The 24,741-nt window shown below is 57.7% G+C and carries 17 protein-coding genes and 1 pseudogene; 4 read left to right on the forward strand and 14 right to left on the reverse strand.

Features of this window, described 5'->3' with window-relative positions; genetic code table 11:
- Positions 1–495: 495 nt before the first annotated feature.
- The 3 genes and pseudogenes from JGZ97_RS17510 to JGZ97_RS18290 form a co-directional block, all read left to right on the forward strand.
- The gene (locus tag JGZ97_RS17510) at positions 496–1,965 is read left to right on the forward strand and encodes an AAA family ATPase (protein WP_207064000.1); all 1,470 of its coding nucleotides are present in this window, start codon (positions 496–498) and stop codon (positions 1,963–1,965) included.
- Positions 1,965–2,834 carry an HNH endonuclease gene (locus JGZ97_RS17515; protein WP_207064001.1) on the forward strand — a complete coding sequence of 290 codons (870 nt, stop codon included), beginning with the start codon at positions 1,965–1,967 and terminating at the stop codon, positions 2,832–2,834. The genes JGZ97_RS17510 and JGZ97_RS17515 overlap by 1 nt, the downstream gene beginning before the upstream one ends.
- A 32-nt stretch (positions 2,835–2,866) precedes the next feature.
- Positions 2,867–3,164 (forward strand): annotated as a pseudogene (locus JGZ97_RS18290) (IS3 family transposase); the annotation flags it as partial.
- A 21-nt stretch (positions 3,165–3,185) separates the two neighbouring features.
- Here the strand turns inward: JGZ97_RS18290 and JGZ97_RS17520 are convergent.
- The 4 genes from JGZ97_RS17520 to JGZ97_RS17535 all read right to left on the reverse strand — a co-directional run bounded on the left by JGZ97_RS17520 (position 3,186) and on the right by JGZ97_RS17535 (position 6,741).
- On the reverse strand, positions 3,186–4,382 hold the full coding sequence (locus JGZ97_RS17520) for a hypothetical protein (RefSeq protein ID WP_207064002.1): 1,197 nt from the start codon (positions 4,380–4,382) through the stop codon (positions 3,186–3,188).
- 143 nt (positions 4,383–4,525) lie between these two features.
- Complete coding sequence (locus JGZ97_RS17525) at positions 4,526–4,996, reverse strand: hypothetical protein (RefSeq protein ID WP_207064003.1); 471 nt, start codon at positions 4,994–4,996, stop codon at positions 4,526–4,528.
- A gap of 117 nt (positions 4,997–5,113) precedes the next feature.
- The gene (locus JGZ97_RS17530) at positions 5,114–6,421 is read right to left on the reverse strand and encodes a hypothetical protein (RefSeq protein ID WP_207064004.1); all 1,308 of its coding nucleotides are present in this window, start codon (positions 6,419–6,421) and stop codon (positions 5,114–5,116) included.
- A 56-nt stretch (positions 6,422–6,477) separates the two neighbouring features.
- Positions 6,478–6,741: a hypothetical protein gene (locus tag JGZ97_RS17535; protein WP_207064005.1), complete on the reverse strand. Its 264-nt coding sequence runs from the start codon at positions 6,739–6,741 to the stop codon at positions 6,478–6,480.
- Positions 6,742–7,091: 350 nt separating this feature from the next.
- Here JGZ97_RS17535 and JGZ97_RS17540 point away from each other — a divergent pair, with 350 nt between their 5' ends.
- Positions 7,092–7,529, forward strand: a complete 438-nt coding sequence (locus JGZ97_RS17540) for a hypothetical protein (RefSeq protein WP_207064006.1) — start codon at positions 7,092–7,094, stop codon at positions 7,527–7,529.
- Between the two features lie 262 nt (positions 7,530–7,791).
- Here the strand turns inward: JGZ97_RS17540 and JGZ97_RS17545 are convergent, their stop codons facing one another.
- The 10 genes from JGZ97_RS17545 to JGZ97_RS17590 form a co-directional block, all read right to left on the reverse strand.
- Positions 7,792–9,051: a hypothetical protein gene (locus tag JGZ97_RS17545; protein ID WP_207064007.1), complete on the reverse strand. Its 1,260-nt coding sequence runs from the start codon at positions 9,049–9,051 to the stop codon at positions 7,792–7,794.
- Between the two features lie 551 nt (positions 9,052–9,602).
- Positions 9,603–10,307 (reverse strand): NrdJb, encoded by a 705-nt coding sequence (locus JGZ97_RS17550; protein WP_207064008.1) that lies wholly within the window; start codon positions 10,305–10,307, stop codon positions 9,603–9,605.
- Positions 10,308–10,340: 33 nt separating this feature from the next.
- Positions 10,341–12,491: an adenosylcobalamin-dependent ribonucleoside-diphosphate reductase gene (locus JGZ97_RS17555; RefSeq protein WP_207064009.1), complete on the reverse strand. Its 2,151-nt coding sequence runs from the start codon at positions 12,489–12,491 to the stop codon at positions 10,341–10,343.
- A 485-nt stretch (positions 12,492–12,976) separates the two neighbouring features.
- Entirely contained in the window at positions 12,977–13,702 is a 726-nt protein-coding gene (locus JGZ97_RS17560) for an amino acid ABC transporter ATP-binding protein (RefSeq protein ID WP_370584094.1), read from the reverse strand.
- Positions 13,703–13,718: 16 nt separating this feature from the next.
- A complete protein-coding gene (locus JGZ97_RS17565) occupies positions 13,719–14,669 on the reverse strand; it encodes an amino acid ABC transporter permease (RefSeq protein ID WP_207064010.1) in 951 nt (316 codons plus the stop codon).
- A gap of 25 nt (positions 14,670–14,694) precedes the next feature.
- Positions 14,695–15,501, reverse strand: coding sequence for a transporter substrate-binding domain-containing protein (locus JGZ97_RS17570; protein ID WP_207064011.1), 807 nt, complete (start codon positions 15,499–15,501; stop codon positions 14,695–14,697).
- Positions 15,502–15,757: 256 nt separating this feature from the next.
- The gene (locus tag JGZ97_RS17575) at positions 15,758–16,636 is read right to left on the reverse strand and encodes an ethylbenzene dehydrogenase-related protein (protein ID WP_207064012.1); all 879 of its coding nucleotides are present in this window, start codon (positions 16,634–16,636) and stop codon (positions 15,758–15,760) included.
- Between the two features lie 9 nt (positions 16,637–16,645).
- Positions 16,646–17,098 (reverse strand): hypothetical protein, encoded by a 453-nt coding sequence (locus tag JGZ97_RS17580; RefSeq protein WP_207064013.1) that lies wholly within the window; start codon positions 17,096–17,098, stop codon positions 16,646–16,648.
- 26 nt (positions 17,099–17,124) lie between these two features.
- Positions 17,125–18,819 (reverse strand): methyl-accepting chemotaxis protein, encoded by a 1,695-nt coding sequence (locus tag JGZ97_RS17585; RefSeq protein WP_207064014.1) that lies wholly within the window; start codon positions 18,817–18,819, stop codon positions 17,125–17,127.
- Positions 18,820–19,121: 302 nt separating this feature from the next.
- Positions 19,122–24,116, reverse strand: a complete 4,995-nt coding sequence (locus tag JGZ97_RS17590; RefSeq protein WP_207064015.1) for a S8 family serine peptidase — start codon at positions 24,114–24,116, stop codon at positions 19,122–19,124.
- Positions 24,117–24,741 lie beyond the last annotated feature (625 nt).

Genomic DNA, 24,741 nt, shown 5'->3' on the forward strand with positions numbered 1-24,741 from the left:
AGCTCCGTCTGCTTGCCGGAAAACGGGCATGCAGGCGGTGTGAAATGATCAAAAACCGGGTTATTACGCCGCAAATGCGGCTTGAGCAGCGGAGTAGCTCAGGAGATGGGACTTAATCGTAGGTTCCCTAGTTGTTCACGCGAAACCCCTCATGCTTATCAAGATATCGAATCCATAGCTTTTAGTGGCAAAACCGGCCTGAATAGCCATCAGTTTTAATGATAAACTGTCGCCTTTAGAGTATGAGCAGCAGTACGAGCAACGGCTGGAGTGTGTCTAGAGTACTGGTGACGATTCATGAGATAGTTTCGAGAAAACCTACTAAACAAACATCTTTTAAAATCAAATAATATCAACTACCGCGAAACAATTTCTGGATAAACAAGACAGCTACAACCAATGCATTAAACCTCCAAGCAGAATAGTCGTGACGTTTTCGCGGTTATAATTTCAGTGATGCTAAATCATTAGCACATTATACCGGAAATATAGAATATGTTTTTCGTTATTAGAGATAGAACAGGGGGAGAATCCGTTAATCTCCCGAAACCTTATGTTGTTCTCCGGAAAGACAACTGGAACGACTATAGTTATTACACTCTATTCCAAGCTTTTGTCTATATGCCAGATTCTGATGATCCGGTCCCTCTCGGCGATGTAAAGATAATGAGGCTGGGACAAAAGGAAAACGAAAAAACATTTGCAGCAGACATTATAAAATTTGAAAGTCTAAGCTTGTTAGAATCAGACTATTGCTCTTTGGGGGTTAATTTAGAATATTACAAAGACCTAAAGAGCATTGGTGCAAATATAGCTGTCGAATTACTAACCGCCTTATGTGACGCATCGTATGATGAATCAATAAAAGACCGCTTCTATGATGACCCCTGCTTCAACGCCTCTTTGCTTAGGTTTAGCGAATCAAAGGAGGCTCTCGACAAAGGAGGGTCTCTGTTCGGAAAAAAAGCAACAAGAGAAATAAGCTTTGTCGCAGAAATACCTTTATCAGAAGAAAAAAAACATACTTTGAAATTTGACTTCAACCCGTTCAAAGGGCTTCCACACAGGGTAAATCTACTAGTTGGCTCAAATGGCGTTGGAAAAACACAAACTATGGCAAAGCTAGCCATTTTGTTGAGTCGATTTGCACAAGATGAAAACGATAAAGAAAAATCCAGTCTAAAGCGCCTTATGGACTCAGGCAAGGTTGTCCCAAGGCCGTCTCTCTACAATGTAGTCGCAGTTTCTTTCAATGCGTTTGACAGTTTTGAATTACCCAATATAAAACAATCAAAAGACTTTAATTATAGCTATTGTGGGTTACGTAATTCTGAAGGCGGTTTCTTTTCAGAAGATGAGCTAGCTATCAACATCAGCAAGCTTTCAAACTCTATGAAAAGTGAAAAGAGAGAGCTGGCAATAAAACATTTATCCTCCCTTACAGGTTTTGAAGACTTCGATGACCATGAGGATATAGATTACTACAAAGGCCTAAGTGCGGGACAAAAAATAGTAACCAATATTTTAATGCACATTGTTGATAAGATAGCGCCACAATCTCTTATTTTGTTGGATGAGCCCGAGACTCACTTGCATCCAAAACTTATGACCACACTTTACATGGCCATATTGGATATCCTTGATGAGTATGATTCCTTTGCCGTTGTTGCTACCCATTCTCCGATAATAGTTCAGCAGGTACCCTCAAGGTACGTTCAAATTTTGAAGAGGATAGATAATAAACCAGTGGTGCAAGCCCCCCATATAGAGTGCTTTGGTGAAAACCTCAGCGATATATCTAGAAACCTGTTTCAAACCACAGAAAGTGACAGAGACTACGAACAAGTCATTGACAGACTGCTTCAAGAAAATTCTAACAACCCTGTATCTGTAGAAGAAATATTTGATGGCCAACTAGGAATGAACGCTAGGATATATCTTCGCTCAAAAGCGAGGAACTCTTAATGATCAACCAAAAACATGATGTGGCAGCGCCATCAAAGCGTGTTCATAAAGTTTTCAAATCAAAGAGCCAGCCTAGAAAGCGAATATTGGAAAGTTTGATTGATAGAGTTAATAATAGAATTGTAGCTTTTGTCACCAGAAGAAAGTTTCTTCACGAAATCGGGAGGGAGCTTTTTTCAAATCCAGAAAAAGATGCCCTAGAGCATTGCTATGATGGAGAAACAAGCGAACTTAATAGAATTAAACATGATCTAATAAAATCTTTAGAGAATCAAGACAAAATATATCTATCAAAATGCCCGTATTGCCTAATGAGAGAGCCGGAAACATGGGATCACTACCTTCCAAAGTCAAAATTTCCTGAGTTTTCTGTTTATTCGCCAAATCTTATATGGGTATGTAACAAGTGCAACCAGAAAAAATCAGACGGATTGGTTGAAAATGTAAAGGAGGTAATTCATACATATTTTGACAAGCTCCCCGAAGACTGTCGCTTGGTATGTAGAATAAATATTGATGAAGATCATATACCCAATGCTGATTTCTATATAAACAATTACGACTCAAGCGATTGTGCCGAATTATTGGAAAGGCACTTTTTGGCTTTTGAACTAAGGGATTTGTATATAAAGGAATCTGGATCTTATATCTCATCTATAATAAAAGAGTTTTCATTGAGATACCCTGGAGGAATTTCTGCACTTCAACTTGAGGATGAGCTTATGGCTAAATATCAATCAATACCGGCATCTTGGGGCAAAAATCATTGGCAGGCTGCTGTTTTGAAAGGACTTAACGAATGTGAAGGATTGGCAGATCTTATAAACAGCACTGCCTCTGAACAGCTTAGGGGGTGGATTAGAAATTGATATGCTTGGATCGATGAAGTGTGCCCCCCTGAATCGCCACTCACAGCCTTGTATGCTGGATCAAGAAGTACGGGCCCGATTCTGCGGAGCACCACGCCAAGTCGGATGAACAGGCAGAGATCAAACGCCTCAAGAAAGAGCCGCGGTGTACTTCGCCAGCCAGTCCGACTGAGGTGCACCTTCATCCGCGATAATCACTAGGACTGGCCTGTTCGCAGGCTGTGCTCACTGCTGGATCTGCATCCCAGCGGCTATTACGCTTGGAGCAAAGAACCGAGATAGCAGCGCAACAAACAAGCCGAGCTTCTCTCAGGCCTTATCAAGCAATTCTGACTGGAGTCGGGTGGCGATTCACCATGGAAACACCCCCTGTTTCGAGCTAATTCGCTGTTTAGCAAGCAATTTCGATTTTTTCTCTTCCTCTTTCTTCTCCTGTACATACCGATCAAATTTTTCAGTATTGTAGGGCCAAAAAAGCTGCGTGTACGCCTCATTAGGAGCAGGTATCAGCTTATTAAAGAGCATCAGCTCCTCTGAGTTGCCGACCAGATACGTCGGGATATCAGGTTTTGCCATCATGGCGGTGAAGCCATTCGGCATCACGGTTTTGGCGATACAACTTAACGGGGTTTCATTAACAGTGGAAGCTGGCCGCCCCAGCAGCTGCGCCAAGAGATGAGCCCCGCCGGGTACATAGGCTCCATCGATATAGTACTCCGCGTCACGATATCCCTTCGGCTCGAGGTGCCAATGCTTACGTATCGCTGCCTGGTAGGTCTTGATCGCAGCAGTCCGATAACCTGCTTTAATTCGGCTGATGAAGCTCAGCGAGTTATAGGCGTAGGCGTTAGCCAATGCTTCTTCCAAAGGCGCATGAGGATAGGTGTTCTGCTCTCCACGCGCCCACTGCCGGTAGTTGAGGTAAAGGGGTATCTTATCTCCGCGTGCTGCCCCTAACACCTCCAGTGTGGTTGCCGTCGACTCTACCAAATGATGAAAAAACTCGTGGTTAAATACTTCGAACAGCACCAAATGCATCAGCACTTCAGGTGAGTACAAACGCTGCTTGCCACTGAGTTCGACCAGGCGTCGGTGATAACTCAGTAGGGGTCCTATCAACAGATAGATACCCCACTGATCGAAGGGCGGGTAGTGAAAAGGCCGATAAAACGCCATGGCATCGGCCGGTAACTTGTTCCAATCCAACACCCGCACCGCCGTGCGGGGGTCTTGAACGGCCCCCCACACTGCCTCTTCGGTCACTCCGCTGGGTTGCGTGTTCTTAAAGCGCTCTTTCAGCGCTTTAAGTTCACGTTGTTTCAAGCGCTGCACCGATTGTCGGCCGGTTGCCTGTGCGATCGCGACACGCTCACCGGAATAGCACTCAGCTTTTTCAGCATTCAGCGAGCCGGGTACTACGTCCATACAGCCTCCCTGGGCCGTTAGCTCCTGCTCATGCAACCAATTCAGCAGGACGTCCAGATCTTGACTGAGTTCCGGCATCAGGCCGAGATTCAACAAACTTTTCGCTATACCGCCTGTCGCCATCCTTCCCTCCTTGGCTGCAACCCATGACTTAGCACGCTCTATTTCACATCTTGACTCATTACTATTTCGTACAACGCTTAGCGTGAGATAAACAGGCGCATTTCATGCTCCTCGTAATACAGCTGATGCCCTTCGGGGCATTGCTATTCCGACGTCCAGAACCGCCAATCACCTATGGACTTTTGGTCTCGTCGATCAAGACAAATGTAGCGATGATGTACCGCGCACTCCGGGCACCAAAATGTCACCCAGCCGTGATGCACCAAATCCAACACATAATCTTCCAGAACCTTGACAAAAAACGAAGGTAAATAAGACGGCTGGGGATTGTCGAGGTCAGCTCCACGCAGCCATAGTGGCAGCGTCAGACGAGCGGCTTGGGTTTCGCCACACACGCTCCATACGTTATTAGCGTGCTTCTCTACCCACGGCAGGATCTGGGCCGCATCAGCCCATACTTCGCCACGGTAGTGCGAGTCTTTATAACGAGGACTGGCCACCACCACATGGCGGGTACAGCGCGGCAGCGTCAACAGGTACGTGCCGACCCGCTGCTCGATATTGAAAGAGGGCTGATCATGGCGTGCGCGCCAGCGCTTGATCAGTTTCAGCATACGTCCCTGTACTCCTCAATTCAGCCGGACGCCCCTCATTCGAAATCGAGCGCCACCCCTTGATAATAGCCTGATAACACACTGAAATCGAAAGCCATTTGTAATCATTCGTCGACATCATAGCCTTGATAAGCCGGCTATCGATCCTAGTGAGCGGCTGGCCGTAAATCGTTCAGAACCAAGAGCACCTCTTTCAAGCAGTAACCTTTGCAGAGCCTTTTCCACCTCCCTATCCAGTTCCAAGTCGTCCAGAAATGCATAGCGTTCACCCTGCTTAAGTCGCTGCCGATTAATATGGGCCATCACACCAATCGGGCGGGTAAGATTGATGTTTTCTGGTCGCTGCAACGGGTCCAGCATTTCGATCTTGCGCGCGATCCAACTTAGCCAGTCGGTCTGTGCCTGGGAGATGACACCCGAAGCCGCAAAGGCTGCCCGTGCTTTGTCTGAAAAGGTTCGCAACCTCTCAGCCTGCCGGTGCCGTGCCATCAAGTCTTCTAAGTTGGCTTCGCACGCTTCCTGCTGTTGAACAGCGTCTCGAACCAGGCCTCGTAACTGGTAGCGCTGATCTTCCCGAATGATTCGCTGCCGCTCAGCTTCCTCCGCCGCAATTTCGCTTTCCACTTCCTGCTCAAATTTTCGCAGCATCTCCGCGATCTGATCGTCGAGCGTGAGCCGTTTACCTTCCCGAAACTCAGCCTGCCAGCGATTGCCGATCTTCACCTTCAGCCACCCTGCCCCCTGGTAGGAGCGCTCAGTCTCTCGAAACGAAAACGAGGAAGGGATTTGGATGGGCGTCAGATGTTCGCGTATCACGAACGCCACCTCCCGATCACCGATCTGGGCCCAGTTGGTGACCTTGCGCGGATCGTCACCCGGGCCAACCCGCAGCTGCCACTTGCGGACGTTGAACGCCCGCAACAGCTGATCGAACAGCAGCAGTGCGCGCTTCAACGTTGCCGGAAATACATGCACCACCGGGATGCCCTCCACCGCCGGCGTAAGATAACGATGCCGATCATGGCGCGGACACTTGGGAGACGCATAGGAGCGATAGGCGCGACGGATTAGGGGTAAGGCCTCGCTGATCGCCTCCACCCGCATCGGGCGTGGTTTGCGGGGCTTTCTCGTTGAGGAAGCCGGCACTGCCGGGTCGCTCGGTGCCGCCTTAGCCCCGCGACCACGGGTTGGCGTGGGTAGCTCAACCCGTGCCTCTTGGTTACCGGATAAGACCGGAGGCTCCACCGCAGTGCCATGGGTAACCTGACTCCAGTGCCCGGCCTTGGGTAAGGGGATGTCCTGAGTACGACACAGGTGGGTCAATTGAGCCGTGGAGAGGCCCCAGCGTGCGGCGAGTCGAGTGCGCGGGGTTGCCCAGACCGCGTCATACAGGGCTTGCCGTGTGAACAGCGGGGGTTGGTTCATCGAGCATCCTCCGATCAACGTTGGGATGTGTAAACGGTAGTGACGCGGCCGGATCGCTAGGCCAGATCCAAGGTGACCTGCAGCGCGCCACGGGTGCGCAGGTACGCCGCGGCGGTATCGAGTTTACGGAACCGACGCACCGCTTCGCGACGCGAGCGAAGCTGGAAGGTTTCGGTGCCCATCTTGGCTTGGATGACATAGCCGCCGTCGCCGCGCACGATTAAAAACTCGCGGATGGCGTGGGCGGCGATCAACATCTCGAGGGTGTCTTCGTTGAGCCGTTTCATGGCGCGCTCCTGGGGGGCCGGTTGGGTTTGCATCCGCTTCCCCCAGTATGGGTCAGCCACGGGGTGGGGATGTGGCGCCCACTCTGTTCGCCCTGGTCTCCATCGCCCTGAGAAACGGTGGGGTGTTTTGAACATAACCGCCTATTACGCGCACCGCTCGACTCGCGGATGATGCCGCAAGGGAAGCACAGCACCGCCGCGCCAAGGCGCTGTCAATCACGCCCATTTGCTCGACGCCTCATAGACGGCGAAAATAGTGCTAGAGCGGTGCCCACGCGTAGCCGACAACACCCGAGCGAGTTCGCATTCGAAACGCGCAGCCCCATCCTCGGGCCCGGATATGCCATTGCAGACCGCATCAAACGACCAACAAGGAGCACGTCATGATTGATGAAAGTTGGGCGGATCGTCTGGAACGGATGAAGCGCAAAGGAGAGGAGCGCTTTCGTACGCTGCTTGAAAATCACGGCGGAGCGCTGTCGGCCGCTGAAACGGCAGATTTGCTGGGATGCTCTCTCGAATCGCTGGATGAGCTACGCGAGCAAGTCCCGTTGTTCGCGTTCCAACAGAACGCAGAGTGGCACTACCCGAACATCCAGTTCGAGCGCGGCTCGGTCCTCCCGGGTATCGCCGAGGTGGGGCAGGCCCTGCGTCATCTAGATCCGATATCCCGCGTCCAATTCTTGTTCAGCACGGTGCAATTCGGAGATAGGAAGGGAAATTTATGCGAAGAACAAACGGTGATTGACCTGATACGACAAGGAGACCTAGAACCCGTGCTCTTCCAGGCGAAGCTGACAGGGCAGCAGATCGCTACTTAAAATCCCCTCGTAACCCTACATCGCATTTTTCGTTAGTTTGCGTCGCCGCATTGTCACCAAAGCCGCCGACCTTGCCGCGAAACGAACTCCTTCAAGCAAATGATCCGTGAGCGGGTCTTGATCTGAAGCCAGCCCTTAAATAACCAACGGAGCCACTTTGTGCTAGTTTGGCGCCCACGTACTCCACTCTGGCTCCCATCCAGCTAAGGAGCGGGGTGTTTTAAACATAGCCGCCTATTACGCGCACATCACACACCGCCGGCTACGCTGCCAGCGCTAACGGCGCGCCAGGCGGCTCGGTCAACGTTTCGAGCCAGGCACGAAGGAGAGGCACCCCAATTAGCGGCTCCAGCCACATGATGTGCGCAGTGGTGATAAAAGGTTGTGCGCTGTCGCGCCCGCGCCGAGGAACCACAAACAACGGGATAGCGTAATCCTCGCAGTACGTTTTCAGCTTTTGAGAACTGGTGCGGGCATGCCGGGCCAATACAGCCAACGGTGTATAAGACTCACGAAACCGTTGCACCGCCTGCCGGGTAATGGATCGCCTGCCTGTCTGTTCAGGCACCCCCAGATACCCTCGCTCGACCAGTTCTTTCACTACCAGCACGTCACACCCGATCATCTTCGCCGCATCATGCTCGGTCAGCCGTTCGCGCCCGCATTTATGGGTTTCGATCAGCGCAGTCACCGCATCGCTCGCCACAACCATCTGATTCACGGGCGCCGCCGGAACACCGTAGGCAACCAGCTCACCGGAGAGGACCGCCCCGACCACGGCGGCTCGAACTGACGGATCGCCGTGCTTACCGCGCATCACCAGCTTAAGCGACCGGGCACCGCTCGGCGCCTCACCAATGGGCCTAATGCGGTCCTTCAATCGGTCGCGAAAGCTTACCAGATCACGCACGCTGAACGACGACGAGCGCGCGGGGATCAGCCAGGTTTGATAGACACGTTGGCGGCGCAGCGCTTCCAGCACCGACTGAGGCAAGCCCAACCACGCAGCGGCCTCTCGCGCACTCAGGCTGTCACAGTGCGCCTCCTTTTTCGGCAGCCCACCGCTGGCATCGATCAACCAGGTACGACCGTCGGGTGCCTGCTGGCCCGCCACAATCCCCAGCCTGATAAGCGACTTGACGGTCGGCACCTGAACACCGATCTGTTTCGCCGCCTCGGTCACGCCCAGGTATTTCGGTGGGGCATCCAATTGCTGGCGCTGGCGTGGGTGCAGTCGTGCTGGCGATCGTCCCCCACCCCAGGCACAGATCTCCTTAAGCAAGAAATCGATACTGCCCTGGGGAAAGTCGCCCTTCGACAGCGAGGTATACACCTGCGCATTCTGAGCCCGCAAGCCAAGCAAGCACGGAACGGCAGTGCGCTGACTTTCCACGACATCCAAGTAATCGTGAAAGCCACGAGGCCAATTGGCCAGCGCCTGGGACGCCACTTGGATCGCGTGCCAATGGGGCTCCTCCGCGGTCAGCGGCGACTCGTGCACCTGATGGGCCAGTTTTTTCACTAGCTTGAGCAAACTGGCCAGGTCGAATGCGGCCAGCGCCTCCGCGGGAAAACCGACGGACTCGAGCCGCCAGTAATTTACGGGCGAGCCCTGGGTGCGCGCATGAATCAGATGCGGGTTAGATCGCTGCTCAATAGCGCAACATCATGTATTCGCGCGTGTTCAGCTATAGATAATGTACGTTAACACAACCGGCTGATTTATAGGAACATTCTTACAGATGCATATCTATCGTCTAATCATACACTTAGCGTTCAAGTAGCCAATCATCACAGCTCTTACTTAGTGCGCGCATCCGATTGCTAATTTCGCTCCATTTCAAATGAAAAAAGCCGAAGCAATGCTTCGGCTTTGAGAGTATCGGACTGCTTATGCGCAAAAAAGCAGAGTCACGATACCTGTCTGTTTTTTTGTTCAAAAAAAGACCTTTAAAAACAATCGCAAGCACTTTATCTGCAAAAAGTCTTTATAAGCCTTTGAATCTACGTCCTCTCGAGGACAGCTTATGCGCAAAACCACAACAGCTGCGCTTGCGAAGCCTCAGCGGTTACTTACCCGCACTTGCTGTCGCCGCAGTTCAGGCAGGTGTAGCAGCCATCCATCAGGATGGCGGCCTTGACGTTGCACTTGCCGCACAGCTGCGCATCGGGCGGGAAGTCGCCGGACTTGGCGTCATTGGCGCTCTTGCCACCGTTCTTGGCAGCGTCGTACTGGGCGCGCTTCTCGGCGATCAGCTTCTGCTGGTGCTCGTCGAGGCCCTCGGACTCGAGCAGGCCGATCATCTTCATGTGGGTCTCGATCGCTTCACCGATCTCGGCCACCAGGGAGGGCATGAACTTGCCCCCCTTCTTGAAGTAACCGCCCTTGGGATCAAACACCGCCTTGAGCTCTTCCACCATGAAGGTGATGTCGCCGCCCTTACGGAACACCGCGGAGATAACCCGGGTCAGCGCCACCACCCACTGGAAATGATCCATGTTCTTGGAGTTGATGAAGATCTCATAGGGGTGACGCTGCTCGTGCTCGGTGCCCAGGTTGAGGACGATGTCGTTAATGGTGATGTAGAGCGCGTGCTCGGACATCGGGGTTTTGATCTTGTAGGTGGAGCCCATCAGGAACTCCGGGCGCTCCATATCCTCGTGGACCCGCTCGAGAGCGTTCTTGGCCTCCTCGACCGCCTGCGCTTGCTGCTTCGCCTTCTCCTCGGCGGAGATCACCTTGAAGCCGGTGATTTTCTTTTCGATCTTGATAGTCATGTCGTGTTTCCTAAATCCTGTCGCTGATCCGCCTTAGAACTTGCCGTAGTAGCCTTCCTTGAGCGCATCAAAGAGGTTGGCCGCGTGGTGAACCTCACCGTCGTACTCCACCTCCTCGTTGCCCTTGAACTCGACCACGCTGCCGTCCTCCAGGGTGAACTGGTAGGTGGTGTTCTCCAGGTCCTTCTCCTTGACGAGTACGCCCTGGAAGGCTTCGGGATTGAAGCGGAAGGTGGTGCAGCCCTTCAGCCCCTGGTCGTAGGCGTAGAGGTAGATGTCCTTGAAGTCATCGTACGGGAAGTCCGTGGGCACGTTGGCGGTCTTGGAAATGGAGGAGTCGATCCACTTCTGGGCCGCGGCCTGGATGTCCACGTGGGCCTTGGGCTTGATGTCGTCGGCAGTGATGAAGTACTCCGGCAGCTGCTCCTCGGCGTTGTCGCTGTAGGGCATCGCCTTGGGGTTGACCAGCTCGCGGTAGGCCAGCAGCTCGTAGGAGAAGACGTCGACTTTCTCCTTGGTCTTCTTGCCCTCACGGATGATGTTACGGGCGTAGTGGTGGGCAAAGCTGGGCTCAATGCCGTTACTGGCGTTGTTGCCGACCGACAGGGAGATGGTACCGGTGGGCGCGATGGAGCTGTGGTGGGTGAAGCGACAGCCCTTCTCGGCCAGTTCGGCGACCAGTTGAGGATCTTCCTGGGCCACTTTCTGCATGTAGCGGCTGTACTTGGCGTGCAGCACCTTGCCCGGCACCTTGTCGCCCACCTTGTAGCCGTCCTCGGCCATCTCGGGGCGCTTGCGCAACATCTCGCCGGTGACTTCGAACTCCTGCTCCATGATCGGGGCGGCGCCCTTCTCCTCGGCCAGCTCCAGGCCGGTGCGCCAGCCGGTCAGGGCCAGTTCCTTGGTCACCTGCTCGGTGAAGGCCACGGAGGCGTCGTCGCCGTACTGCATGCGCAGCATGGTGAGGGTGGAGCCCAGGCCCAGGTAACCCATGCCGTGACGGCGCTTGGTCATGATCTCCTCACGCTGCTGGGGTAGCGGCAGGCCGTTGATCTCCACCACGTTGTCCAGCATGCGGGTAAAGATGGCCACGGTCTTGCGGAAGCCGTCCCAGTCGAAGCGGGCCTCGTCAGTGAAAGGATCGAGCACGAAGCGGGTCAGGTTCACCGAGCCCAGCAGGCAGCTGCCGTAGGGCGGCAGGGGCTGCTCGCCGCAGGGGTTGGTGGCGCGGATGTTTTCGCAGAACCAGTTGTTGTTCTGCTCGTTGACCTTGTCGATCAGGATAAAGCCGGGCTCGGCAAAATCGTAGGTGGAGGTCATGATGACGTTCCACAGCTGGCGGGCACGGATGGTCTTGGTGATGCGGCACGCCACCAGCCCCTGCTCGTTGGTGACGTAGCCCTCCTTGGTGGGCCACTCGCGCCAGGCCACCAGGCCGGTATCGGTCAGGTCGATCCCATCGCGCTTCACTTCCTTCTCGGTCATGGGGAAGCCCAGCTGCCAGTCGGCGTCCTGCTTCACCGCCTGCATGAACTCGTCGGTGATCAGCAGTGAAAGGTTGAACTGGCGCAGGCGGCCGTCCTCGCGCTTGGCGCGGATAAAGTCCATCACATCCGGGTGGCCCACGTCGAAGGTGGCCATCTGGGCGCCGCGGCGGCCGCCGGCGGAGGAGACGGTGAAACACATCTTGTCGAAGATATCCATGAACGACAGCGGGCCGGAAGTGTAGGCGCCGGCACCGGAGACGTAGGCGTTCTTGGGCCGCAGGGTGGAGAACTCGTAGCCGATACCGCAGCCGGCTTTGAGGGTCAGGCCCGCTTCCAGGTTTTTGCTCAGGATGTCGTCCATGGAGTCGAAAATGGTACCCGACACCGTACAGTTAATGGTGGAGGTGGCGGGTTTGTGGGCCAGGGCACCGGCGTTGGACATCACACGTCCGGCTGGCACGGCACCGCGACGCAGGGCCCAGAGAAACTTCTCCTGCCACTCTTCGCGCTTCTTCTTGCTGGTCTCCACTTCGGAGAGGGCTTTAGCCACCCGCTGGAAGGTGGCATCCATGTTCTGGTCGAGCACTTCGCCGGACTTGGACTTGAGCCGGTACTTGGAATCCCAGATATCAAGGGAGGCGGGCTGGTGAGCAATCTCTTTTTCTTCTTGAGATACGACCTTAAGAGAAGCAGTCATTTGCAAATAACCTTATTTATCCTGAACTAACAATGCCTTAGAGGCTTATCGAGGGCCCGCTACCGGAGCTGGCAGATATTGTATGGTGCCCCCCTGACGCATACAACATCTAGTAGTTGAGCCCGCCTCGCCAGTTTTTTGACCGCACCTTGGTGCTTTTTTCACCACCGCCTAAGACCACGCAGAGACTAGGGTAAGTGGTCACCAACCGCAGCGCCTTTTTAATACTTTAAGGAATAAAAAACCAAACAAATAAAACCATAAAGTATAGATTAGTTCGCCTGCACGACCACTACATCTAGGGGTAAGACCCAGCATCAACCACAATAAATGGTTGTTTTAAAGTAGGGTAAGCCCTGTATCGGACGGAACCATCCAGAGAATCCGGGGGGAGAGTATGGGGCGAGCCCAAGAGAAGGAAAACGCAAGAAAAGTGCAGAACAGGAAAGGAGGCGCCGCCCGCCGGGGCAGCGCCAGTGCACAGCTTAGAGCACCTGCCCGAGAAAACGCTGCAGGCGGGTGTTCTGGGTACCGTCAAAGAAGGCCTCGGGGGTGTCCTGGGTTACCAGTTCCCCGGCTTCCATGAACACCACCCGGTCGGCCACCTCGCGGGCAAAGCCCATCTCGTGGGTCACCACCACCATGGTCATGCCGTCGTTGGCCAGGCTCTTCATGACGTCCAACACCTCTCCGACCATTTCCGGGTCGAGAGCGCTGGTGGGCTCGTCGAAGAGCATGATCTTGGGCATCATGGCCAAGGCCCGGGCGATAGCCACCCGCTGCTGCTGACCACCGGAGAGCTGCGACGGATAACTGTGCATCCGGTCGGCCAGCCCCACCTTGTAGAGCAGCTCGCGCCCCTTCTCCTCCGCCTCTTTACGCGACTGCTTGCGCACTTTCATCGGCGCAAGCATCACGTTCTCAAGCGCGGTCTTGTGGGGAAAGAGGTTGAAGGCCTGGAACACCATGCCCACCTCTTCGCGCACCTTGTTGATGTCCGTCTTGCGGTCGGTCAGGCTGACCCCGTCGATGCGGATTTCCCCGGCGGAGATGGTCTCCAGCTGGTTCAGGGTGCGCAAGAAGGTGGACTTGCCCGAGCCACTGGGGCCGATGACCACCACCACCTCACCCCGGTTGACCTCCAGGGAGACCTCTTTCAGGGCGTGACAGCCGTTGGGATAGACCTTGTCGACCCCGTGGGCGACGATAATGCTGGGATCAATATGTTCAGTCACTGGCTGCCAACCTCCGTTCCAGTTTCTGTACCAGCCACGACAGCGCCCCGGTCAGTACCAGGTAGAGCAGCGCCACCGTAAACCAGACCTCGAAGGGGGCGAAGGTGGAGCTGACCACCTCGCGGCCCGCCTTGGTCAGGTCGGTGATGGCGATCACCGAGACCAGGGAAGAGTCCTTGATCAGGTTGATGAACTGCCCCGCCATGGGCGGCAGCGTGCGCTTGAAGGCCTGGGGCAGGATCACGTAGACCATGGCCTGGACATAGTTCATCCCCAAGCTGCGGGCCGCCTCCATCTGCCCGGGGGCGATGGACTGGATACCCGAACGCACGATCTCGGCGATATAGGCGCCGGTAAACACCGACAGCGCCGCCACCCCGGCGGTGAAGCGGTCAAGCTCCAGCACCGTGCCGATAAAGAAGTAGAAGATGAAGATCTGCACCAGCAACGGCGTACCGCGGATCAGCTCCACGTAGGTGATGGCCAGGTTCTTCAGGGCCGGGTTGGAGGATATCCGCGCCAGGCCGGCAAAGAGGCCGATCACCACCGCGAACACCAGCGCCACCACCGACAGCTTGAGGGTCATGATCAACCCCCAGGCGATCGGTCCCAGGCGCCAGTCCTCGATACCGGCCACGGCATCGCCCTCGAATACCATGTCACCGTCGCCGACCGAGAGGACGTCAAACCGCTCGACCACGAAGGGTTCCCCGCCCATGTCGGGGTCCACCAGCACCCGCTTGCCACCGTTCTCCACCACCACCGTGCCGTCAAAGGGGGCGCGGATCTCCGTGGGGTCGGTGTTGATCAGATACTGGGGGATCCGTTCCCAGCGCCAGGTGTAGTCGATGCTCTTGCTGGAGAGGTAGATCCCGCTGCCCAGCAGCAGCAGGATCACGATAAATACCCCGTTCCAGAACAGCCGGTTGTATTGCTTGTCCATCGGTTCGGTTTTCAGACGTTAAAGGTTACTGCACGCTCTCCAGCCACTCATCGCTGGCGAACCACTTGTCGTAGTACTTCTCGTAAGTGCCGTCACCCTTGATCTGAGCCATGAAGTTGTTGAGGAAGTTCATGAAGTCAGGGTCGCCCTTGCGGATCGCCCAGCCCAGGGGCTCGTAGGTGAAGGAGTCGCCCAGGTGCACCACCTTGCCCTTGTTCTGGGCGGAGTAGATGGCGTTGAACGGCAGGTCGTAGACAAACGCGTCCGCGTTGCCGTTGATGACTTCCAGCGCCCCCTCGGACTCGGTCTCGAACAGGTTCAGCTTGGCGTTGCTCATGTACTTCTTGGCAACAAAGTCAGAGGTGGTGCCCAGCTTGGCGGTCACGGTGTACTTGGGATCGTTCAGATCGCGGTAACTCTTCACCTCACCTTTCAGCTTGGGGTTGAGCAGGATGGTCTGGCCGACGACGAGGTAGGGGTCGGCGAAGTTGACCTTGAGGTTACGCTCGGCGGTCACGGTCATGCCGGACATGATGATGTCGCACTTGCCGGTCAGCAGGGCCGGAATGATCCCGTCCCAAGCGGTGTTCTGAATCTTCAGCTTGACACCCATGGCCTTGGCCATCTCTTTGGCCAGGTCGACGTCAAAACCGACGATGCGCCCCTTCTTGTCACGCATTTCAAAAGGCATGTAGCCCGCTTCCAGACAAACCTCCAGCTGATCTTCCTGGACGATCTGGTTCAGGGTGGACTTCTCCCAGAGATCGTTATCGTTGGCAGAGGCCAGGCCCGCGGACATCATCAGGGAAAGCGCAAGTAATACTTTTTTCATTTTTATCTCTCGCTTTTGAGGTGATCAAAGGTTACAAGGCGCAATATTCTGCACGGATTTTTAAAATAATGCACACGGTGTGTCGCAATTTTTAAAAAAATCCGCTGAACATCGCTCACGGGCCGCATCGCAGGCTTGCGCTGCCGGCAGCCCGGCGCACGGCACCGGAAAACGGCCCGAAAGGGAGGAAGTTAACAAAGGAATAACGCGGGCGCCAATGATAAAAGAGGCGCCCGCGAGGAACGGGCGGTCGCGGTCAAAGACCGCTGAAGTCGAACACCAGGGCGTCGCTGACGCTCTTGTGCTCGGCGTAGTTCTCGTTGAAAAAGGCGATCTGCCCTTTCTTGGTTCCGCCGCGCTTCAGCACGACATCGTCGTCGTGCCCGGTCTCGAGCTTGCGCTTGAGCTCCAGGTGCCAGTATCCGTCCTTCCAGACGCCCTTGGCCGCGACGTCGCCGATGCTGCCCCGGGGTCCGGGGGTGAACTCAATACCGGGCACTTCATCGCCCTGGAAATCTGTCCGCTTGACCCGGGTGTTCTCAAAGCCCGGCAGGCCGGCATCCGCCTCTTTCTGGATGTAGACGGTGTTGCCGCTGGGGGTTTCGTACTCGGCGGCGTTCTCCAAGCGATCGAGGGTGATCTTGTGCCACATGTCGGTGGCGTAATCGCGCTCGTTGCTGCGCCCGGCAGACCAGAGCCAGACATCCACCTCGTAATCGGCGTCCTCGATCATGCAGGTGTTGAAGTCACCGGCCATGTCAAAGCGCACCGCGAACATGTCATCACGGTCCTTGCCGCGGCTGTACTTCTTGCGTCGCTTGTTCCACTCCCAGGGGCGGTACTTGAGGTCCGCCTGGGCGTCGGGCCAGCGGGCGGCGAAAAACACCTCGTCCCCCGCCACGCCCACCTGCAACTCCACCTCCAGCTCGCCGGTGCGGTTTTTGTCGTCGTCCGCAAGGGCCGGCTTGATGTGGACCTTCTGCCAGTTGTCGCCCCAGTCGGAGAGATCGCCATCGATGGCAGGCGCTGCTGCAAGCGCGCTGACCGCAACCCGCGTCTCGGCCAGAGCCGCGGGTGCGATCAAGGGTGTAGAGGCAACAGCAGCGACCAGCAGACTTGCATTCAGTCGCTTCATAGGGGCCTCTTACTCGACGACGATGACGTCGTCCATGCCTTCGTCACGGTGATCGTCGATGGTGCAGTAAACCTCGTACTCACCCTTGTTGTGGGCGACGAAGTAGAGGTCCAGCTGGCCGCCGGGCAGAATTTCCAGGGCGGTGAAGTAGTCGGCCTTGATCTCGGCCTGGTCGTTCACCTCGGCCTTGCGGGTGGCGATGTTCTTGAAAAACTCGGGGGCGGTGAAGTAGTGCTTCTTCTCGCCGACGTTTTTCAGCTCCAGCTTGTACGCCTGGCCGGACTTGAAGGTCAGGTTGGCGTCGTAGGAGAACTCGTCGATGTTAACGGTGACGGTCTGCATGCCGTCCCAGTCGGCGTTCTTGACGATTTCCTTGTAGTTCTCGACATAGTCGGCGGCGGAAACCAGGCTGGCCCCGGAAAGTACCAGGGCGCCGGCTACGGCAGTCAGAGTCTTCTTCATTGTTGTTGCTCCACGTCTTGGTTGGCTTACTGATTGATAGCGTCGGCCCGCTGAATACGGGCTGAATCCAGTTTGAACTGGCCGACCAGCCGCTCCAGCTGGTCCACGAGGCGCGCAAGCTCTGCGCTACGTGCAAAGGCCGATTCGGCCTGGGCGGTTGTGACTTCGGCTTCGCCGCTGATGCCGACGACCGCCAGGTTGATCTCTTCGGTCACCCGGGCGTTTTCGGCCATCGCCGAGGCGATGGCGGTATTGATTTCGACGATCTGACGCGCGGCATCGGTGATATTGACCAGCGATTCCCCGGAACGGTCTGCCTTGGCCATGCTGGTATCGGCCTCGTCCAGACACTGGGCCATCAGCTCGTTGGCAGTGGTGCTGTTGGCCTGCAGACGCTCGATCAGCCCCTGGATCTCCACCGTCGACTTACGGGTGCGTCCGGCCAGGTCCCGCACCTCGTCGGCCACGACCGCAAAACCGCGGCCGTGCTCGCCGGCCCGGGCCGCCTCGATACTGGCGTTCAGGGCCAGCAGGTTGGTCTGGTCGGCAATCCCCTGGATCATGGTGAGGATGGCACCGATGTGTTCCACGTCTTCGCCCAAGCTTGCCATGGCGCTGTTGGAGCTGTCGATCTTGTCCTTGAGGTGGTGAATGGCCGCGACGGTCTGATCCACGTCCACACGCCCGGCCTCCGCAATGTCGTTGACCCGGCGTGCTTCACCCATGGCACTCTCGGCACTGGCGTTGACCTCTTCCACCGTCGCCGCCATCTGCGTCACCGAGGAGACAGCCCGCTCGATCTGCCGGCGCTGCTGCTCGGCCGCCGCCTGGGTGTCAGAGGAGATCGACTGGACCTGGTCCGCCAGGGTATTGAGCGAGGCCGCCGAGCTGGCCACCTCGCCGATAGTGTCGTGGATCTTGCCCACGAAGGTATTGAACCCCTTGGCCAGCTGCCCCACCTCGTCCTGCCCTTTCTCGGGCAACGACACCGTCAGGTCGCCCTCGCCGGTGGCGATCTCCTGCATCTGCTCGGCCGCACCGAGAATCGGCAGCGAGATGCGCCGCACCAGCCAGCCGATGACCGCGATCACCACCAGGGTGACCAGACTGATGCCCACGGCCAGCGCGATCCAGGTATTGCGGATTTCAGCGTGGACCGGCGCCAGGGAGGTGGTAAGTTTGATCACCCCCCGCACCTCGTGGTCGGAGCCATGGCACTCCCAGCAGGGGGTCTGGTTCTTGATCGGGGTCAGGAAGGTGAGCAAGGGCTCGCCGTCGGGGCCGGTTTCCCGGTAGCTCTGGGTTTCCAGGGTGGCCAGGGCAGCCTTGAACTGGGGATGGTCCCTATCGAGGACATCCACCCGCTGCTCCTCGTCCCGGGGAATGAACTCTTCGTCGCCGATGCGCTCGTTAACTACGTCAATGGTGTCATTCTGCTGAAAGGCCTCGTGGCCCTCGCGGTGCAGAATGCGGAAATCACTGACCCCTTCAACTTTCTTGAGGTTGCGGGCCAGGTCAATGGCGATATCGGCGTAGCCGGCGAGCATGATGGTCTGCACGCTCTGGCTGGTGGTCGCAGTAAGGTTGAGCAGCGCACGCCGGTTCTGCTCCAGGATGCTGCGTTCCTGCTCCTGGGTGAAATAGACCGCGATGGCCGCCATGGCCAGCAACAGGCAGACCACCACGCTGGCAAGAATTTTGTAGCCGATATGCCGGTTCATGCTGCTTTTTTACCTGCGCGGGCCTGATTCATGGTGCTGCCGTGGGCATTGAATTAACGGTTGATTCTACATCAACTGGCGATCGAGCATCACCCTTCGGGATTGATCTAGGGCAATGTCTATGCCCCTCAAGCCATTGATTAAAATCAAAAAGAAAGAAATGCGGTTCCCTACCCGCTGGTTACTGGAAGCGGACCGATTCGTGAAGGCTGCGGTTTTGTAAAGACGCGGGGTTGTAAAGGATGTGAACTTGCGAAAGTTATGGGTTCGCGCCGACCCGGATGAGCCGGCGCGATCCCTGGCTAGCGCCCCCCGCCCCGGCGCTGAAAGCCCTCATCGACGCCCTCTTCCACGGCCATGGGGCCAAGCTCGGCACCGTAGCGGCTGGTGAAATCTAGACCGCTGGTATCGCTGGTGATACTCAGGGGCTCGGGGCTGGCGGCCTCGGGGTAACTGCCACAGGATTCGCCAGGATCGCAGATCCGGTAATCGTTATCCGAGTCGGAGCCTGCCGCCACGTAGTAGGTCCCGGGCACCACGTCACTGAAGCTGTAGCTGTACTGCCCGCCACTGACGGCCACCCCCACCTCCTTGATGGTGGCCTGGGTGTCGGCGTCGATCAGCAGCACCCACTGGTAGCCCACGTCGGGGGTCGGGGCCGCCACGGTGGTGACACGCATGCTGACCGTCACATCAAGACTGCCCGCCGTGTCGGAGGAGATCGTCAGCGTGGCGCTGTAGTCGCCGTCGCTCAGCCCCGTGCGATCCACGCTCAGGCTGTAGGTACCCAGGTTGTTAGCGTCGACGCTGCCGGCGCTGACGCTAAGCCAGCTCGCATCCCCACGCACGTCGGTGATGTAGAGGTCCCCACCGCCGGCGTTGCTCACCGTCAGCACCTGACTGGTCGCGGTGGCCCCGAAGTCCAGGCTGGACCTGTCGACGGCCAGCTGCGGCGGCATCGGCTCGCCGGTGGCCAGCTCGCTGGCGTACTGCACCGCCTTGAGTCCGTCGATCAGCCCGTAGCCGTAACTGTCGTTGCGCACGGCGGCACCGTCATAGCCCAGGTCCTCGGTGATGGCCCCGCTGCTGATGGCGCTGTCGAACTCCGCCGGGGTCATCCCCGGGTAGACCGACTTCATCAGCGCAGCAACCCCCGCCACGTGCGGCGCAGCCATGGAGGTGCCCTGGTAGAAAGCTGCGACGGGCTGGCGTGTGCCGGAGCTCTTGTCCACCAGCGTGCTGAGCACACCATCGCCGTTATAGTCGCCGTTCTGGTCCACACTCATATCACCACCCGGCGCCGCAATATCGATGGTGGAGCCGAAGTTGGAGTAGTAGGCCAGGGCCTTGTCGTAACGCACCGAACTCACCGACACCACGCCGTCGTAGGCCGCCGGGTAGCTGGGTGCACTGGTGGCGTTGTTACCCGCCGCCGCGATCACAATGCTGCCGGCGCTGCGCACCTCGTAGATGCTGTTCTGGAAGGCCTCGCTGTACCCGGGACCACCCAGACTCAGGTTGATCACCTGGGCCGGCGCTGCCGGCACCGTACCCGAGTCGTTGCTCAGGCCGGCCGCATAGCGTACCCCCTGCAGGACGTCGTAGTCGGTACCGCCGCCCCAGCCCAGCACCCGCACGGGCATCACCTTGGCGTTCCAGGCCACCCCGGCCACGTCCACCCCGTTGTTGGAGACCGCCGCCACGGTGCCGGCCACGTGGGTGCCGTGGAAGCTGTTGCTGTTATCGCCGGGGTCGTCCGGGTTGCTATCGATGCCGTCTCCATCAACGCTGATGGAGGTCTGGGAGATAAAGTCGTACCCGCTATTGGTCAGGTTGGCCGCCAGATCCGGATGCGCCATAAAGACCCCGGTATCGACCACCGCCACCACCACATTGCTGCCGGTACTCAGCTCCCAGGCCTGGGGCAGATTGATCAGCGGATAGTGCCACTGGTAGCCGTACAGGGAGTCATTGGGCACCGCCTGAGACCGGCGCAGGTAGTTGAGGCTCGCTGATTTCACATCCGGCTGCATCTGCAGGGACTTGAGAATCTGCAGGGTCTCCACCTTCTCCTGCTGGTCGCCGTAGCTCCAGGCTGGCTGCTTGGAGACCTGGCGCCTGGGCTTCAGAGTGGCCAGGGTCTGCTGCCGCTTCTGCGCATCCCCCAGATCGACCAGCAGCGGGCGGCCGGGCCCACCGGCCTTGGCGCTCACCCCCAGGTCACTCAGACGCTGCTGCACCGCCTGCATCTTCTGCTGCCCGGTCAGCCGTGGGTCGGAGGCGACCGCCTCTTCCATCTCCACGATCAGCTCGCTGGGCAGGAAGCTCTCCTCGGAAGCGGAGAAACTATTAACCTTTGCACTGGCGGCAGGCGCGCCCTGCCCCAACGTCAGGGTGTAGTTGCTGAAGCCGTAGTAGCCGTGAACCAACACATGGAAATTACCGGTGTAGGGTGCCTGCAGCGACTCAACGGCGACAGCCGAAGCCGACCAAGCAAGCGGACTCGTAGGATTCGAGGCGTCGTAAAGATAGAGATCCAGGTCGTTGAGGCCGGGAGCCAGCGGATCAAAGTCGGCAACGCTGAGCACAACATTATCACCAGCCGACAGCGACACCTCGTAGGCGTCGTAGACATCGCCAACGGCGCCGAAGCGGTCATCGGCCCAGCCGGTGCCGAAGGCGCTGGCAAAGCCCCCCACCGTGGCCGGGTTCGATACAGGCTGGGCCTCTGCCGGCACATCGTTGGGCTGGTAAGGAGCGACAGGGTCATTCACGTCGCTATCGACAAACTGGCCCGGGCCTGCGGTGACGGTCCCGCTGACGGTGACCCGCACCTGCGGGTTGACGGTCACCACGACGCCATCCGTCGCACTCGCCCCCTCGTTATCAGTCACCTCAAGTTCAAAGCTGAAGACCTCTCTGACACTCACCGCCGGTGCGGCAAACGTCGCCTGCGCCTGGTCGGCTCCTTCGAGCGTCACCGCAGGCCCGCTCAGCTGACGCCAGGCGTAGGCAATCACGCTACCGTCGCTGTCACCACCCGCACCATTGAGCGCGACGGTGGTCTGTTCCTCGACCGCCAGATCCGCACCGGCGTCGGCGGTGGGCGCTGCGTTAACCGGGTTCACCGTCACCAGCACGCTGTCGCTGGCAACCGCCCCCTCGTTGTCGGTGACTTGCAGCTCAAACACCAGGCTCGCACTGCTGGTGAGCACCGGCGCCACAAAAGACGCCTGCGCCTGGTCGACGCCTTCGAGCGTCACCGCGGGGCCGCTCAGCTGACGCCAGGCGTAGGCCGCCACGGTGCCGTCGCTGTCGCTACCCGCACCACTCAGGGTCACCGGGGTCTGCTCGTCCACCGCCTGATCTGCACCGGCGTCGGCGGTGGGCGCGGCGTTGACCGGGTTCACCGTCACCAGCACGCTGTCGCTGGCAACCGCCCCCTCGTTGTCGATGACCTGCAGCTCAAACACCAGGCTCTCACTGCTGGTCAGCACCGGCGCCACGAAAGATGCCTGCGCCTGGTCGACGCCTTCGAGCGTCACTGCGGGCCCACTCAGCTGACGCCAGGCGTAGGCCACAACGGAACCGTCACTGTCGCTACCCGCGCCACTCAGGATCACGGAAGTCTGCTCGTCCACCGCCTGATCGGCACCGGCGTCGGCTGTGGGCGCGGCGTTGACCGGGTTCACCGTCACCAGCACGCTGTCGCTGGCAACCGCCCCCTCGTTGTCGGTGACTTGCAGCTCAAACACCAGGCTCGCACTGCTGGTGAGCACCGGCGCCACGAAAGACGCCTGCGCCTGATCCGTGCCGGAAAGCGCTACCTGAGGCCCGCTCAGCTGACGCCAGCCATAGCCAAACACGCTACCGTCGCTGTCTGCACCCGCGCCACTCAGAGTCACCGGAGTCTGCTCGTCCACCGCTTGATCCGCGCCAGCATTGGCAGTGGGCGGTGCGTTGAAGGGATTCACCACCACCGCCACGCTGTCGCGGGCGCTGGCTCCCTCGTTGTCGGTCACGGTCAACTCAAAGCTCAGCAGCTGTGACTGGCCGACCATCGGCGCCCTGAAACTCAGGCTGGCGCTGTCGGCACCGTTCATCTGCACCGGCTCCCCGCCGGTCTGGCTCCAGGCGTAATCGACAATCGTGCCGTCCGGGTCAGACGCCTCACCAGTCAGCGTTACCGCAGCATATTCATTAACGCTCAGGTCACCGCCAGCATTAACCGTGGGCAAGCTGTTAACCGGATGGACCGTCACTTGCGCTTCATCGCTGGCAACGGCTCCTCCATCATCGGTCACCGTCAGGGTAAAGCGCAGGATCTGGGTCTCGGTTACCACCGGGGCTATAAAGGAGGCAGTAGCGCTGTTCGCGGCGGCCAGACTGACCGCCGGCCCTGAGGTTTGAGACCAGGCGATGACAGCCACTTCGCCGTCGCTGTCGCCGACCTTACCCGCGAGGGTCACCAGCGTTTGCTCTTCGACTGCCTGGTCCGCTTCTGCCAGCGCCGTGGGCTCGATATTCTGCCAGCTGGTTTCATCCACCTGCTCACGGAACTTCTGATTCTTCGCGTGATCCGGCGCATTACCGTGGATCAGTTCCACCAACGTGGAAGTTTCGGGATCGTCGTCCGGCAGCATCTCGGCATAGTTCTGCTGCGTGCTGTGCTTGTGCTGCACCGGGGCAAAGGCATCGATATCGCGACGGTTGATCACCCCGTCGTTGTTCAGATCCTCGCGCAGCAGGTTCGCCGCCACGCTGTTCATCCGCTGCTCCAGCGCCTGGCTGTCCTCGGCCACGTCCTGGGCATAAAGCCAGGCGATATCCGAGAGCAGGGTCACGTTCGTCCCCCCCTTACGCCAGTCGGCAGCCTTGGCCAACGCGTGAATCGTTCCGGTGTTGGCGGTGGGGGCCGCATCCAGCACACCGTCATCGTTAGCGTCGATGTCCTGTCCGCCCGTGGCTTTCACCAAAATCCAGGCGTCGTCGGGAACGCCGTCGAGGGCGAGATGAAAACTACCGGCACGGGTGAGGCTGGTCAGACTCTGGGAAGTCAGTAACGGCCCTTCAATGACCGTCTCCGGCTGCTCCAAGTGATAGGCGCGAACGGTCGCCCCCGACAGGGGGCCCAGTACAACCCGGTTGGGCTCCACAGCCGTGGTATCCGCCCCCGTCAGGCTGGCGCTGCTGCCGCCTCCGCCACCACCGCCAGCACCGCCACAACCGACCAACAACGCCGCCAAAGCGGACACACAGCTGATCCGCCTGATGAGAAAACCGAATTGAGCGTCCATCGCGAAGATCCCCTTCCCCGCCCGCGCAAGACCGCCGGGACTTGACAACCGCAGCTAATTTGATGAAGCGATGGGCCATTCTAGGCAGAAGCGGTTAAGGAAGGCGTTGACCGGGGACAACAGCCTTTACAAACACCTGTATTTCGTGGGAATTTTGCCGAAATTCGGCGTTAATACTGATTCAAATCAATGCTGACAACTGGGAAAGATCGGGAACAATTCCTGCCGAAGAAGAGCAAGGGCGCGATCAAGCCGCTTGGCCGCGGAATCAACCGGTCAATGAGAAGACTTTCTAGTCGTTTTCAAGGCGGGCTGGTGTTGCACTTGGTCGGCGCCGGAAGGCAGGTTTCAAAAAAGCGAGGACAGGCCTGTTCAAAGTAGCGTAAGCCACCCTTTTCAGACCAATGAAACGGAAAAGGCCGAACAGTAAGTTACTGTTCGGCCTTCCGAAATGTGGTTATGAGGCTGGTCTCCCTGAGGTGTTTCAATACACCTTAGCCCGCATTTTTCATGAAGGGGTAAACAGAAACGGCTGAAAGCCTTATGGTTGTTGGTGTCGAGCCTACTTCCACGCAGCTACAGCCGTGAGCAAAATGTTACCACAGTCGTTTCAGTTTTCACCCCT

Origin of the sequence: Motiliproteus sp. SC1-56, from assembly GCF_017309075.1 — a bacterium.
GTDB lineage: Bacteria > Pseudomonadota > Gammaproteobacteria > Pseudomonadales > Balneatricaceae > Motiliproteus.

Bases quoted from the DNA above. Each gene is read 5' to 3' on its own strand.
- JGZ97_RS17575 (WP_207064012.1), bottom strand. From the start codon at position 16,636: ATGAAGCGACTGAATGCAAGTCTGCTGGTCGCTGCTGTTGCCTCTACA.
- JGZ97_RS17530 (WP_207064004.1), bottom strand. From the start codon at position 6,421: ATGAACCAACCCCCGCTGTTCACACGGCAAGCCCTGTATGACGCGGTC.
- JGZ97_RS17525 (WP_207064003.1), bottom strand. From the start codon at position 4,996: ATGCTGAAACTGATCAAGCGCTGGCGCGCACGCCATGATCAGCCCTCT.
- JGZ97_RS17585 (WP_207064014.1), bottom strand. From the start codon at position 18,819: ATGAACCGGCATATCGGCTACAAAATTCTTGCCAGCGTGGTGGTCTGC.
- JGZ97_RS17515 (WP_207064001.1), top strand. From the start codon at position 1,965: ATGATCAACCAAAAACATGATGTGGCAGCGCCATCAAAGCGTGTTCAT.
- JGZ97_RS17570 (WP_207064011.1), bottom strand. From the start codon at position 15,501: ATGAAAAAAGTATTACTTGCGCTTTCCCTGATGATGTCCGCGGGCCTG.
- JGZ97_RS17550 (WP_207064008.1), bottom strand. From the start codon at position 10,307: ATGACTATCAAGATCGAAAAGAAAATCACCGGCTTCAAGGTGATCTCC.
- JGZ97_RS17520 (WP_207064002.1), bottom strand. From the start codon at position 4,382: ATGGCGACAGGCGGTATAGCGAAAAGTTTGTTGAATCTCGGCCTGATG.
- JGZ97_RS17580 (WP_207064013.1), bottom strand. From the start codon at position 17,098: ATGAAGAAGACTCTGACTGCCGTAGCCGGCGCCCTGGTACTTTCCGGG.
- JGZ97_RS17540 (WP_207064006.1), top strand. From the start codon at position 7,092: ATGATTGATGAAAGTTGGGCGGATCGTCTGGAACGGATGAAGCGCAAA.
- JGZ97_RS17565 (WP_207064010.1), bottom strand. From the start codon at position 14,669: ATGGACAAGCAATACAACCGGCTGTTCTGGAACGGGGTATTTATCGTG.
- JGZ97_RS17590 (WP_207064015.1), bottom strand. From the start codon at position 24,116: ATGGACGCTCAATTCGGTTTTCTCATCAGGCGGATCAGCTGTGTGTCC.
- JGZ97_RS17535 (WP_207064005.1), bottom strand. From the start codon at position 6,741: ATGCAAACCCAACCGGCCCCCCAGGAGCGCGCCATGAAACGGCTCAAC.
- JGZ97_RS17555 (WP_207064009.1), bottom strand. From the start codon at position 12,491: ATGACTGCTTCTCTTAAGGTCGTATCTCAAGAAGAAAAAGAGATTGCT.
- JGZ97_RS17510 (WP_207064000.1), top strand. From the start codon at position 496: ATGTTTTTCGTTATTAGAGATAGAACAGGGGGAGAATCCGTTAATCTC.